General features: G+C 44.1%; 13 protein-coding genes. 12 read left to right on the forward strand and 1 reads right to left on the reverse strand.

Going from position 1 to position 12568, the window contains the following annotated elements:
- Positions 1-6 precede the first annotated feature (6 nt).
- From V6C11_RS03790 to V6C11_RS03815, 6 genes are all read left to right on the forward strand, one after another.
- Positions 7-594, forward strand: coding sequence for a nucleoside recognition domain-containing protein (locus V6C11_RS03790; protein ID WP_333529751.1), 588 nt, complete (start codon positions 7-9; stop codon positions 592-594).
- A gap of 5 nt (positions 595-599) precedes the next feature.
- Entirely contained in the window at positions 600-1130 is a 531-nt protein-coding gene (locus tag V6C11_RS03795) for a spore maturation protein (RefSeq protein ID WP_333529752.1), read from the forward strand.
- A 64-nt stretch (positions 1131-1194) separates the two neighbouring features.
- Positions 1195-2190 (forward strand): pseudouridine synthase, encoded by a 996-nt coding sequence (locus tag V6C11_RS03800; protein ID WP_333529753.1) that lies wholly within the window; start codon positions 1195-1197, stop codon positions 2188-2190.
- A 96-nt stretch (positions 2191-2286) separates the two neighbouring features.
- Positions 2287-2526 (forward strand): hypothetical protein, encoded by a 240-nt coding sequence (locus V6C11_RS03805; protein WP_333529754.1) that lies wholly within the window; start codon positions 2287-2289, stop codon positions 2524-2526.
- Positions 2527-2592: 66 nt separating this feature from the next.
- On the forward strand, positions 2593-3048 hold the full coding sequence (locus tag V6C11_RS03810) for a hypothetical protein (RefSeq protein WP_333529755.1): 456 nt from the start codon (positions 2593-2595) through the stop codon (positions 3046-3048).
- Between the two features lie 268 nt (positions 3049-3316).
- The gene (locus V6C11_RS03815; RefSeq protein WP_333529756.1) at positions 3317-3739 is read left to right on the forward strand and encodes a HutP family protein; all 423 of its coding nucleotides are present in this window, start codon (positions 3317-3319) and stop codon (positions 3737-3739) included.
- A gap of 677 nt (positions 3740-4416) precedes the next feature.
- Here the strand turns inward: V6C11_RS03815 and V6C11_RS03820 are convergent.
- Positions 4417-5607, reverse strand: a complete 1191-nt coding sequence (locus V6C11_RS03820; RefSeq protein ID WP_333529757.1) for a pyridoxal phosphate-dependent aminotransferase — start codon at positions 5605-5607, stop codon at positions 4417-4419.
- A 151-nt stretch (positions 5608-5758) separates the two neighbouring features.
- On the opposite strand from V6C11_RS03820, the gene aroF reads away from it, so the two are divergent.
- The 6 genes from aroF (at position 5759) to spoIIP (ending at position 12546) form a co-directional block, all read left to right on the forward strand.
- A complete protein-coding gene (aroF, locus tag V6C11_RS03825; RefSeq protein ID WP_333529758.1) occupies positions 5759-6775 on the forward strand; it encodes a 3-deoxy-7-phosphoheptulonate synthase in 1017 nt (338 codons plus the stop codon).
- 158 nt (positions 6776-6933) lie between these two features.
- Positions 6934-7602, forward strand: coding sequence for a (d)CMP kinase (cmk, locus tag V6C11_RS03830; protein WP_333529759.1), 669 nt, complete (start codon positions 6934-6936; stop codon positions 7600-7602).
- A gap of 2 nt (positions 7603-7604) precedes the next feature.
- Complete coding sequence (locus V6C11_RS03835) at positions 7605-8189, forward strand: lysophospholipid acyltransferase family protein (protein ID WP_333529760.1); 585 nt, start codon at positions 7605-7607, stop codon at positions 8187-8189.
- 16 nt (positions 8190-8205) lie between these two features.
- Positions 8206-10230 carry a bifunctional 4-hydroxy-3-methylbut-2-enyl diphosphate reductase/30S ribosomal protein S1 gene (locus V6C11_RS03840; RefSeq protein ID WP_333529761.1) on the forward strand — a complete coding sequence of 675 codons (2025 nt, stop codon included), beginning with the start codon at positions 8206-8208 and terminating at the stop codon, positions 10228-10230.
- A gap of 278 nt (positions 10231-10508) precedes the next feature.
- A complete protein-coding gene (locus tag V6C11_RS03845) occupies positions 10509-11288 on the forward strand; it encodes a DUF1614 domain-containing protein (RefSeq protein ID WP_333529762.1) in 780 nt (259 codons plus the stop codon).
- Positions 11278-12546 (forward strand): stage II sporulation protein P, encoded by a 1269-nt coding sequence (gene spoIIP / locus V6C11_RS03850; protein ID WP_333529763.1) that lies wholly within the window; start codon positions 11278-11280, stop codon positions 12544-12546. The genes V6C11_RS03845 and spoIIP overlap by 11 nt, the downstream gene beginning before the upstream one ends.
- Positions 12547-12568: the final 22 nt, after the last annotated feature.

A 12568-nucleotide genomic window follows, 5' to 3' on the forward strand; every position in this document is an offset into this window, starting at 1 on the left:
AGATGTATGGTAAATTATGTATGGCTGTTTATGGTTGTTTTTGGTATTCTGGTAGCAGGTGCCCAGGGACAGATAGAAGTGGTTACCAAGGCAGCTTTAGATGGAGCACAGGTGGCAGTAAAAACGTCCATTAGTTTAATTGCCATCATAACCTTTTGGCTAGGCATTATGAAGCTCGCTGAAGCAGCAGGTCTCGTTCAGGGACTAGCTAAGTTAGTACGGCCTGTAACTGGCTTTTTATTTCCCAGTGTGCCAAAGGACCACCCTGCCATGGGTGCCATCGTGATGAATCTTAGTGCCAATATTTTGGGACTGGGAAATGCAGCAACCCCCATGGGTTTGATCGCTATGCAGGAATTGCAAAAGCTAAACAAAAAATCGGATACCGCATCCGAAGCCATGTGCACATTTCTAGCCATCAATACTGGTTGTATAACGATTATTCCCACCACCATCATTGGCATTCGAGTGTTGTATGGCAGTCAAGATCCTACGGAAATAGTAGGGACGACGATATTTGCAACCCTATGTGGCATGACGGTAGCCATCCTGGCAGATAGAATGCTCCGAAGTATCTACAGGAACAGGTGGTGAAGCTGATGTATGAGGTTATCAATCAGATTTCACGCTGGGCCATACCACTCATCCTCTTAATTATTCCTCTGTTGGCCTTTATAAAAAAAGTTCCTGTCTTTGAAACCTTTGTGGAAGGTGCTGAGTCTGGTTTTTCTACTGCCATCAAAACGATCCCCTTTCTCACCGCTATGCTGGTGGCAGTAAGTATATTTAGGGCTTCCGGGGCCATGGAACTTCTGGCCTCTTGGTTGGCGCCAATTTTAGGAGTACTGGGAGTGCCTGCCGACATTTTACCCCACGCTGTCATGCGCCCCTTATCAGGGGGAGCAGCCCTGGGCATTGCCACAGAGGTAATCAAGACCCATGGGCCGGATAGTTTTGTAGGAAGACTGATATCGACCATGCAGGGCAGCAGCGATACAACCTTCTATGTGCTTACCCTTTACTTTGGTTCCGTAGGAATTCGTAAATATCGTTACGCGGTGGCATCTGGCTTAGCAGCGGATGTTACCACGCTGATTGCTTCCATTATGATTTGTAATATGATGTTTTAGCAATAATCAGCCTGGGTATGATACAATTATCAGTACTTTACTTTTTAAGGAGATTTAGCACCAGATGATGGAAAGGTTACAAAAAATACTGGCTCAGGCAGGAGTGGCTTCCCGCCGCCACTCGGAAGAGTTAATTATTAATGGTCAGGTAAAGGTTAATGGGACAGTCGTTACAGAGCTAGGTACCAGGGTAGACCCCATGCGGGATAAAATTGAAGTCAAGGGACGTCCCATACCTCCCCCGGAAAAAAAGGTTTATTTACTGATGAACAAGCCCAGAGGGTATGTAACTACCCTTCGTGATGATCGGGGCCGTAAGACAATTGCTGATTTACTGGAGGGGGTCAGCCAAAGGGTCTACCCAGTTGGACGTCTGGACTATGATTCGGAAGGACTCCTATTGTTAACCAATGATGGGGAACTTACCCAAGCCATTAGCCACCCTAAGCATAAAGTAAAAAAAACTTATCTGGTTAAGGTGGCTGGAGTTCCAGAAACTGAACAACTTAAAGAAATGGCCCAAGGGCTGGTTCTGGAGGATGGGCCAACTGCACCGGCAGGTGTAAGGCTAGCTGGTGTCGGTGATAACCGGGCTTTACTGGAAATCATCATTCATGAGGGCCGCAACAGACAGGTGCGGCGAATGTGTGAACATATTGGCTACAAGGTTCTCCGATTAAGAAGAACCGGTATTGGGAATCTGGAACTGGGTAATTTAAAATCAGGGGAAGTTAGGGAGTTAACGAAAAAGGAATTAAGGGAATTAGCCCTGTTGGTAGGGGTTAAAATTAATTATTCCGATACACTAAAAACAGATGGAGTTAAGAAAAAAGGGCCAATCCATAAAGGTAAGTTTAACGCCACCAGGGACAAGGTCACTGGGGAAGGAAGTACGATAGCCAGAAAATCAAAACCCGGCGGAAAATTTAATTCCATCAAGGCCAAGGGTTCGGATGAAAGAACGACTAAGCCTAGAAGGGCTGGTACCAGCGGCTATCAGGAAAAGGGAACCCCAAGGGGAAATAGAAAAAATCATGGCAGAAAAATAGGTGGCAAATAACGGTGTGACACGGCAAAGGCCGTGTCTTCCCTATTTAGGCATAAATCCGTCCTGGAGTTGGGAAGAATAGGACTGACAGCTAATGGGGGGTTAAACATGCCTTATTGCAGAAGATGCGGTAATTGCGAAAGCCTTGCCAGTTCCCGTTTTTTACCTGGTTCACCAACAGCAGCGGCACCACCCTATGGGTTGGTGGGGAACTTTAGTCAAGCAGGTAATCTAAAAACAATGGAATGCCAGGGTGCTAGTTTGGACGATGCCCAGGAGGCCTTTGAGCAGCCGGAAATTTATTTTGATACCTGCCCAAATTGTGGCAGCCAGGACATCCAATGGTAAAACCTAGCAGGATTTTTCCCGCCTAAATCGAATTTTTTTAAGGAGGTTTGGCGAGGAGGTATTTTTTTGAACCTACAAAAGGATGATATTGCTCAGCGGCCCTTGAGGGTTAGAGTTCGCTTAGATTTTAAAGGTATTGGAAAACCTGGACGTTTTTTATTTGGTGGCAAACCGGGTGATAAGGCTGCAGAGGATTTAAGGGAACAACAGGTGGCAGTTTTTCGAAACGTGCCCATTCAAGGCATACAGGTTGAAGAAATTGATATGGGCACTGAAGTCTATATCGTACAGGATGAGATCACCAATAATGAAGTAGCCTATGCACCTGTGATCATTCAATTACGGGCAGAAACCTTAGAAGATGTTGTAAGGTTCATTGCCAGGGATGACTTTAGAAAAATTGAAATCATCGATCCACCCAACTTGTCACTTTCAAGGTATGATGTAGAGAGATTATTATTCAGGGTAGCCGAGGAGATGAGACTTTATCGCTCCATACTGGAACGAAAATATAACCGCTAGGTATTAGCTGTTAGCCGGTTAGCTGCTAACTGTCAGTTAGTCTCAAGATTCTTTGTTGTTGTTCTGGATAACATTAAATTTTTATTCTTTGATGGTGCAGTTAAAGGCATGGGGGTCTGCTGCCTTTGGTCTATAAATAACGGCTAAAAGCTAAAAACGAAAGGCGATGGGAAGTTGCAATTAAGTAACAGCTATAATATAATCTAGGCAGTTAACAGGTAAAAAAAGGAATAGTACCGAGGAGCTTTAATTTTTTGGAGGTGTTTGCTTGAGTCTCCATGGTAGTAGAAAAGTGGCCAAGGCTGCCATAGAAATGTCCATGACTGAATCAAGGGATCAGGAAAAAGAATACAAACAAAGGTTTTTACAGGATGGTATTCGAACTGTTGCGGTAGATTTTGGTGGTGATTTTATCTCTTCGGTAAGTCGTATTATCGAAAGGGCTGTGGTTGCTGCTAAACGGGAAGGAGTTATCAAGGAAATCCATGCAGATGAAGGAGCGGTGGCTGGTGCAACCCGTGAAGCTCTTTCGATTGTTATGCCTAAGGCAATCGGATTAAACGTAGGTGGTAAAATAGGGATCGCCAAGCAGGCAGATCATATTAGCGTGGCGGTATTTTTAGGTGTAGGGCTTTTACACCTCGATGAGGTGGCCCTAGGTTTAGGCCATCGGGCTGTATCAAGCCCCTAGCTTAGAAGGAGGCAGCATGGTCTGGATTAGGGGAATAAAAGGAGCTATTACAAGTCGAACAGAATGATAAAGAAAAAGTATTAAAGGCAACCAGTGAAATGCTAAAGGTAATTATGCAGCAAAATGACATTAAACACGTGTATCTTCGAAGGCCATCAGTTTAAGGCCAGACCTTGTGAAATAAAAATAGGCCGGAGCAGCTCCGGCCTATTTTTGTAGTTTTACATATTATTTTTCCACACCGTAGCTGCCATAACCAAAACCGCCAAAGAATAGTAAAATTAAAACCAAGAAAATGATAAAGGAACTATTATTGTAACCACCCATTTTAACACCCTCCTATAATAATATTTTTATGGTGAACCACTGTTCACTTAATTAGTTCTCTACCTCATAGGTTCCGTAACCGGGACCACCTAGAAGTAAAAGAATAAGGATGAGGAACACGATAAAACTGGAATTTCCGTAACCGTAACCGCCCATATAAACGCCCCCCCTAAAATTTAATGATTAGGTAACCCATGCTACATAATAAGTAAAAGGTGCGAAAAGTGTTACACCCCACAAGAAAAAATCCTAAGTTGGAAATGCATTCGAAAGTTTGGCTCGATTTCTGATCAAGTAAAAAAGGAACCAGTCAATAAAATGACTTGGTTCCTTTAATAATAAAACACCTATTATTTTTTCATACCTAGATCCTCAGCTAACTTTGTCCAGGCTGGTAGGGATCTCTTGATGATATCCATGTCTATACAGTAGGATAAACGAAAATAACCTGGGGTACCAAAGCCGCCGCCGGGAACCAGCAAAATATTGTACGCAGAGGCTTTTTGATTAAATTCGAGATCATCAGCCAAGGGTGTCTTAGGAAATAGGTAAAAGGCCCCTTGGGGTTTCTTTATCTCAAAGCCCAGTGAAGTCAGATGGTTATATAGAATATCGCGCTTTTCTTGGTACTCTTGAATGTTTACAGATTCACGCTGTAAATCTGTAACTAGATGTTGCATCAGGGCAGGTGCATTGACAAAGCCCAGGGTGCGGTTGCAAAAAACAAGGCCTTCTATCAACCGATCACTATCATTGAGATTAGGGTTAACGGCGATATAACCAATACGCTCGCCGGGCAACGCCAGATCCTTACTATAGGAGGTAACCATAATTGCATTTTTGATTTGCGCAAAGACAGAAGGAACAGTTACACCGTCGTATACGATTTTAGCATAGGGTTCATCTGAGAGAATAAAAATGGGGCGGCCAAATTGTTGAGATTTTTCTTCTATTAACTCACCCAGGGAAGCTAAGGTTTCGGCAGAATAGACGACACCGGTTGGATTGTTGGGGGAGTTAATAATGATTGCCCGAGTACGATTATTGATAGCAGCATCAATGGCCTTTAAATCGGGGAGGAAGTCTTCGTTGGTAGGAACAACCTTTAAAACCCCGCCGTGATTATCAACATAAAAACCATACTCTACAAAATAAGGGGATAGGGCGATAACCTCATCTCCGGCATTAAGTATGGTTTTAAGCACAACATTAAGACCACCGCCTGCTCCTACGGTCATGACAATATCCTTGGCTGCAAAGGGTAAACCAGATTGTTCTTTGAGAACCTCAGCCACTGCTGTCCGGGTTTCCGGATAACCTGCATTGCTCATGTAACGATGCATACCTGGTATGGGATTGAGTGCCAATTCTTTTAACTTTTCCTTAAATTTAGCCGGTGGTTCTACCGAAGGGTTGCCGAGCGTAAAATCATAGACATTTTCTGGGCCATGAATTTTTCTTAAACGATCACCTTCTTCAAACATTTTACGAATGAATGAGCCCTTACTCAAGGAGGATGCAATTTTATCAGAAATAACCATATAATAACTCCTTTCAGAAAATAATTACCAATATTTTATCATTAGTATCGTGTTTTTCCAAAAAATATTTTACTAAATTGATATAATTGTTTTATGGTTATATTAAGGAAAGGTAGCAGTCCGGAAGTTTTACGACGGAAGGAGAAGTACGGTGATTGTCGTAATGAATCAAAAAGCGAATCATAAACATATAAATGCTGTTTCCCAAAGACTGCAAAGGGCCGGCTTGCAAGTTCATCTTTCCCAGGGAGTGGAGCGAACCATCATTGGTGCCATTGGAGATAAGACAAGAAAAGGTGATTTTGCCTTAGAAGCGATGCCTGGGGTCGATCATGTAGTAACTATTCTCAAGCCCTATACACTGGTTAGCAGAGCCTTTAAGGAAGAAGACACGGTAATTAAGGTGGGGGATCTTGAGATTGGTGGACAAAAGATTCACACAATGGCTGGGCCCTGTGCCGTGGAAAGCAGGGAACAGCTTTTTGAGGCTGCAGAATTAGTGAAAAAAGCTGGAGCAACGATATTAAGGGGAGGTGCCTATAAACCCCGCACCTCTCCCTATGCCTTTCAGGGTTTAGAAGAAGAAGGACTACAATACTTGGCAGAAGCCAGGGCAAGAACCGGCCTGAAAATTGTTACGGAGGTAATGGATGCCAGTACCTTGCCCATGGTAGCTGAATATGCCGATATTTTACAAATAGGTGCCAGAAACATGCAAAATTACTTTCTTTTGCGGGCAGTGGCAAAGGTAAACAAGCCTGTTTTATTAAAGAGGGGTGTATCTGCCACCATCGAGGAGTGGTTAATGTCCGCAGAATACATTATGGCTGGTGGTAATTATAATGTGATTCTCTGTGAACGGGGGATCAGAACCTATGAAAACGCCACCCGAAACACGTTAGATTTATCTGCGGTACCGGTAATAAAAAGTTTATCTCACCTGCCTATTATCGTAGATCCCAGTCATGCCCTTGGCCAATGGAAGTATGTATCCCCAATGGCCAAAGCCGCAGTGGCGGCAGGGGCTGACGGATTATTAATCGAGGTTCATCCCAACCCCGCCGAAGCACTCTGTGACGGTCAACAGTCCTTGACCCCGGAGAACTTCCGTTCTTTAATGGAGGAGATACAGAGGGTGGCTGTCGCAGTCGGTAGGTCGATTATTTAGAGCAGCCATGCATTAAAACAACTCATGGTAGAATAATAGTGCTGGAAGAATTTATCCTCTTCTGGCATTTTTCTTAAAAAAAAGGAGTTTTTTGCTAAACGTCGAAATTTCTAAGTGTATATGCAGGTTTTTTTGTATAGTTATTGGGGGTCTATCACTTGACTGAACATGTGTGCATTGCCATTGATGGTCCTGCTGGCGCAGGGAAGAGTACGGTAGCCAAACAAGTGGCACAAAGGCTAAATTTACTTTATATTGATACAGGTGCTATGTATAGGGCCATTACCTTAAAAGCATTAAAAAAAGGGATGGATCTAAATAATAATAGAGATATGGAACAACTTGCCAGGAATACGACCATCACTTTATTAGCCGGTCCTAAGCAATCGGTTCTGCTGGACGATTTGGATGTAACAGATGAGATTCGCTCCCCTGAAGTAACCCAGCATGTTTCAACCATTGCCAAAATACCGGGTGTCAGGCAAGTACTTGTCGAACGTCAGCAGGAAATTGCCAGGGAAACCGGAGTAGTTATGGATGGCAGGGATATTGGCACAGTGGTTTTACCCAAGGCAAAAGCAAAGTTTTTTTTGACAGCCTCGGCTGAGGAGAGAGCAAAACGTCGGGCCAAAGAGATGGTTGACCGTGGCTATAGGATAGATCTCGACGAATTAATAAAAGAAATTGAAAAAAGAGATTCGATCGATAGTACGCGTGCCATTTCGCCGCTGATTCCCGCAAAAGATGCAGTTTTGATTGATAATTCCGGGATGACCATCGATGAGGTTGTGGATTCCATTATCACCTGGGTTGAGAAAGGAAATTAGTTATGTTTTATTGGACGCTCAGGTTTATAATTCGCAATATCCTTTTATTATGGAGAAGATGGGAAATTGTTGGTTTGGAAAACCTTCCCGTTAATGGGGGACTTTTGATTGTTTCGAACCATGCAAGTAATTTAGACCCGCTGGTAGTAGGCTGTGCTATAACCAGGAAAGTCCACTTTATGGCTAAGGTTGAATTATTTAAGGTTCCTCTTTTAAAGACGATTATTACTTTACTGGGTGCCTTTCCGATTAATCGCGAAAAGTCTGACCGTAATGCCATTCGCAAAGCCTTAGAAATATTGAGAAGCGGCCAGGTGGTGGGAATATTTCCTGAGGGAACGAGGAGTAAAACCGGAGCATTGCAGAAAGCTCATATTGGTGCAGCCATGCTGGCAGTAAAGGGTGATGTACCCATTTTACCCATTGCTCTAATTGGCACCAGGGGTTTCTTTAATAAAATTACTGTTAAGATAGGGAAGCCTGTGTACCTGCCGGAAATCTGGGCAGGTCGTCCGGGTAAGGCAGAGTTGGAGGCATTGAGTGACACAGTAATGGGGAAAATCGAGCAGTTAATCATAGATAAGTAGGCATTGGGGTGATTTTTTGCAGATCAAAATGGCCAAAAAGGCGGGTTTTTGTTATGGAGTAAAAAGAGCCATCGATTTGGCCTTAACCAAGGCGAAGGAAAAAGAAAATGGGAAGAATATTTATACCCTTGGCCCCTTAATTCATAACCCCCAGGTGGTGCAAAATTTAGCTCGGCAAGGTATTCAGGAAGCAACCGGCCTAGACCAGATAGAGGAGGGAACAGTAATTATTCGCTCCCATGGGGTAGGGCCGGAAATAATAAAAAATGCCCAGGAAAAGGGTTTGGAAGTATTCGATGCTACCTGTCCCTTTGTGGCAAAGGCCCAGAAATATGCGCAGGAGATGGCAGCACAGGGACTTCCTGTATATATTCTAGGTGACCGAGGGCATCCTGAGGTTCAGGGTATTTTAGGCTGGACGGATGGCAAAGGGGTCGTTATAGAAAATCCAGATGAAATTAGTCGGGTTGAACACCCTAAGGTTGGTATTGTGGCACAAACAACACAACCATTAAAAAATTTTCAGGCCTTGGTTGAAAAGCTTCAACAACAAGGAGTGGCTGTGGATGCGCGTAATACCATCTGCCATGCCACTGGGGAGCGCCAAAGGTCCGCCGTGGAATTAGCCGGGGAAGTGGATGTGATGGTTGTGGTAGGTGGCAAGAATAGTGCCAATACAAAAAAACTGGCCAGACTATGTCAAGAAACTGGGACACCAACTTATCATGTAGAGTCCCCAGAGGAACTACGTGAGGAATGGTTCGGAGGTTATGATACATTTGGTCTGACCGCGGGCGCTTCAACACCTGACGCAAGTATAGAGGAGGTTAAAAAGAGGATGAATGAACTGAATCAGATGCCCAATGAGGAAGAAGGTATGAGTGAAGCCATGGAGGTAAAATCTCCACAAACAGGTGAACTGGTCAAGGGTATTGTTGTACAAGTGGGTATGGACGAGGTATTGGTTGATATTGGAGCAAAATCCGAAGGAGTCATACCTCGCAAGGAAATGTCCTTTTATGGTGTAAACAGTCTCCAGGAACTGGTTAAAGTTGGAGATGAAATAGAATGTGTTGTAATAAAAGCGGAGGACAATGAAGGTAAAATTATTTTATCCAAAGAACGTGCTGCAGCAGAAAAGGCCTGGGATGGCTTAGCAGAGGCAATGGAACAGGGCAGCATCATTAAAGGCGTTATTCGCGAAGTTGTCAAAGGCGGCATGCTGGTTGATGTTGGGGTTCGTGCTTTCTTGCCCGCTTCCCTGGTAGAACGGGGTTATGTGGAAGACCTTTCTAACTACCTAAACCAAGAAATTGAAGTACGTGTTATTGAAATGAACAAAGCCCGTAAAAAGGTAGTTGTATCAAGAAAAGCTGTCCTGGAAGAACAAGCAACCCGTATGCGGGAAGAACTTTTAACTTCCTTACAAGAGGGACAAGTAGTTAAAGGAACAGTCCGTCGTCTCACCAACTTTGGTGCCTTTGTTGATCTTGGCGGGTTAGATGGGCTATTGCATATCTCTGAGATGAGCTGGCATCGTATTAATCATCCCGAGGAAGTTGTCAAGGTTGGGGATGAATTGGAGGTTATGGTTCTAAAAATTGATCGGGATAATGAAAAAATTTCCTTGGGGCTTAAACAAGTTTTACCTAATCCCTGGGATAATATTGAAGAGAAATATCCGGTGGCTGGCGTATTTAATGCCAAGGTGGTGCGCTTGGCTCCCTTTGGTGCATTTATAAAGTTAGAGCCTGGCATCGAAGGCCTTGTTCATATTTCTCATTTAGCAGATCATCATGTTGAAAAGCCTGGTGATGTTGTTAAGGAAGGGGAAGAGGTTCAAGTAAAAGTACTTAGTATAGACCCCACTGAAAAACGTATCCGTCTTTCCATCCGAGAAGTGAACAGCGAAGGACGCCCCCCTCGGGAAGCACGCCCCCGGAGGCAGGAGGATACTTTGGAGCAGCCTGTCATTCAGGAAGCCCCCGAAGAGAAAATAACCCTGGGTGATGTATTTGGTGATATGTTTAAGGAAAAATAAAAGATAAATAAAACGGAGTGTCGCAAAACTACTTTTGTAGTAGGCGACACTTTTTTTATTGGCTCTGTTAAAGGTTAATGCCAGCAACCTACCCAGGTAGGGAACGGTCTGGACCATTCCCTACAGCTATGTCGGAATAAGATGTTATGGTAATAGGATGTCAACAATCAATAACAAACATTACCAGAGACGCTGTACCGGTTTAATGAGTTGCATAATTTCACCTCCAAAGGGAAATCTATTTTTCAGATGCAATAAAATATAAAGGAGGAAAGGTTATGACTCGTTTTCCCCTGGGACTTATTGTGCTTATTGTAGTATCCCTGCTAATCTTTTTTGGTATGGCCCAACGGGCCCTTGACCGTATGAGGTTGACTGACAAAGGTGCCTTAGCGGTTATTGTAGCCCTGATTGTGGGTAGTTTTATTAACATTCCCATACCTGGTATGAGGGTACCCTTAGAGATTAATGTTGGGGGTGCTCTGATTCCTGTGGCCTTGGCAGTTTATCTGTTAGCTAAAGCTGGTACAGGCAAAGAGGTAACAAGGGCGTTAATTTCGGCGGCTTTAACAGGTGTGGTCATTTATTTTATCAGTACCCGTATGATGAGTGGTCTTGGGGAACCATCCGGAGGTGCCTTAGGCTTTATTGATCCTCTTTATGTTTTTCCAATTATAGCAGCAGTCATTGCCTATGTGGCCGGACGTTCTCGCCGCAGTGCCTTTATTGGCGCAACATTGGGAATTATTTTATGGGATGCAGCAAATTACTTCTACATGTTGCAAAATAATGCTACCAATGCCTTGAAAAGCATTGGTGGTGCAGGGGCCTTTGATGTTATTGTAATTTCAGGTATCTTGGCGGTATTAATAGCAGATTTAATTGGGGAAACCAGGGAAAGGTTACAAGGGGGACCCAGCTCCGAAGGAAAGCCGGATGCCTTATTGGCAGGTTTACGCAAACCGGAATTTGATAAAAAGGATAGGAAAAAATCCTTGGCAGATAAGGAAAGACCGGATGGTTTAGATCAAGAGGAGGTAGATCGTCTTGAAAACTAAGCAATTCCACATTATTGTAGGCCTTTGTTGTATTCTAATGGGTCTAGGTATCATTGGCAGGCTAAGCTTTGCGGAGAGGACGCTACCTGCCTGGAATCCGGCCTCCATCCTAGCCGGAGAAGAAGTGGATCACTCTGTAGGTAAATGTATAAACATTGTTGATGAAACTGGAAACATGATTAGTCAGGCCTGCCGCGGTGTTGCCACTGGGGATGAGATAATTAATGCAGAGGGAAAACACTATCGTGTGGTTAAGGTTGACAAGGATAAGGCCATTGTGAAATCCCTAGGTGTGGATAAACGACTGCTTGCCTGGAATGAATTTTATACAGATGAAAGACTGGCTATGGCTGCAGCAGCACCTAAGAAAGGTGCCGTAGGGGTTTATCATACCCATAGCGCGGAAGCCTATGTTCCCACGGATGGGACGGAGAGTATCCCCTTTAAGGGCGGTATTTACGATGTAGGACAAGCCTTTGTTGAGCGGCTTAAGGAAAAGAGCGGGGGTGAAATCATTTATGATAAAACACCCCATGACCCCCATGATAATGCTGCCTACCAGCGTTCCAGAAGAACAGCAACCAAAATTATGCAGCAAAACCCCATTGCCATGATCGATGTACACCGGGATGGTATTCCTGACCCCAATTACTATTCAGCAAAAGTGGCTGATATGGATGTTAGTATGCTCAGACTAGTGGTGGGACGGCAAAATCCTCATATGCAGGCCAACCTTGATTTTGCCAGAAGGATGATGTCTTACTCCAATAAGGTTCACCCTAAAATTGTTAAAGAAATTTTTATGGCCAAGGGCAATTACAACCAGGATTTAATGCCAACCGCTCTGCTTATAGAAGCGGGTACCCATACCAATACCAAACAGCAAGCAGAAAATGGCGTAGCTTTATTTGCCGATGCAGTACCCGTAGTATTAGGTATTGAGGGTGGACCGGCGACACAAGCTCCTGGTCAGGGTACGGGTGGCGGTGCAACAGGCGATGGCGGCTCCGGAGGTTGGAAGGCGGTGGGATGGATACTTGGCCTAACCCTGCTCCTTGGCGGAGGATACATATTAATCAGCACGGGTAGTTTAAAGGGGCTTTCTGATTTAGGTAAGGAATTTACAAACTATCTTGGTCCCTTGAAAAAAATCGGCACGAAGAAGAGTGCAACCAAAACCAAGGATCAACCCGAAAAGACCGCCGGCAATGCAGATAGGGCGGTAATTGATCAGCGGGACGATGTAACAGAGGATTAAACACAGAGGCTGCCGACTTCCC

Origin of the sequence: Desulfotomaculum sp. 1211_IL3151 (assembly GCF_036763075.1) — a bacterium.
Lineage (GTDB): Bacteria > Bacillota > Desulfotomaculia > Desulfotomaculales > Desulfotomaculaceae > Desulfotomaculum.

What these genes read in the sequence shown, in the direction of transcription:
- V6C11_RS03820 (WP_333529757.1), bottom strand. Translation starts at nt 5,607, where the DNA reads ATGGTTATTTCTGATAAAATTGCATCCTCCTTGAGTAAGGGCTCATTC.
- V6C11_RS03790 (WP_333529751.1), top strand. Translation starts at nt 7, where the DNA reads ATGGTAAATTATGTATGGCTGTTTATGGTTGTTTTTGGTATTCTGGTA.
- V6C11_RS03795 (WP_333529752.1), top strand. Translation starts at nt 600, where the DNA reads ATGTATGAGGTTATCAATCAGATTTCACGCTGGGCCATACCACTCATC.
- V6C11_RS03835 (WP_333529760.1), top strand. Translation starts at nt 7,605, where the DNA reads ATGTTTTATTGGACGCTCAGGTTTATAATTCGCAATATCCTTTTATTA.
- V6C11_RS03845 (WP_333529762.1), top strand. Translation starts at nt 10,509, where the DNA reads ATGACTCGTTTTCCCCTGGGACTTATTGTGCTTATTGTAGTATCCCTG.
- V6C11_RS03805 (WP_333529754.1), top strand. Translation starts at nt 2,287, where the DNA reads ATGCCTTATTGCAGAAGATGCGGTAATTGCGAAAGCCTTGCCAGTTCC.
- V6C11_RS03800 (WP_333529753.1), top strand. Translation starts at nt 1,195, where the DNA reads ATGATGGAAAGGTTACAAAAAATACTGGCTCAGGCAGGAGTGGCTTCC.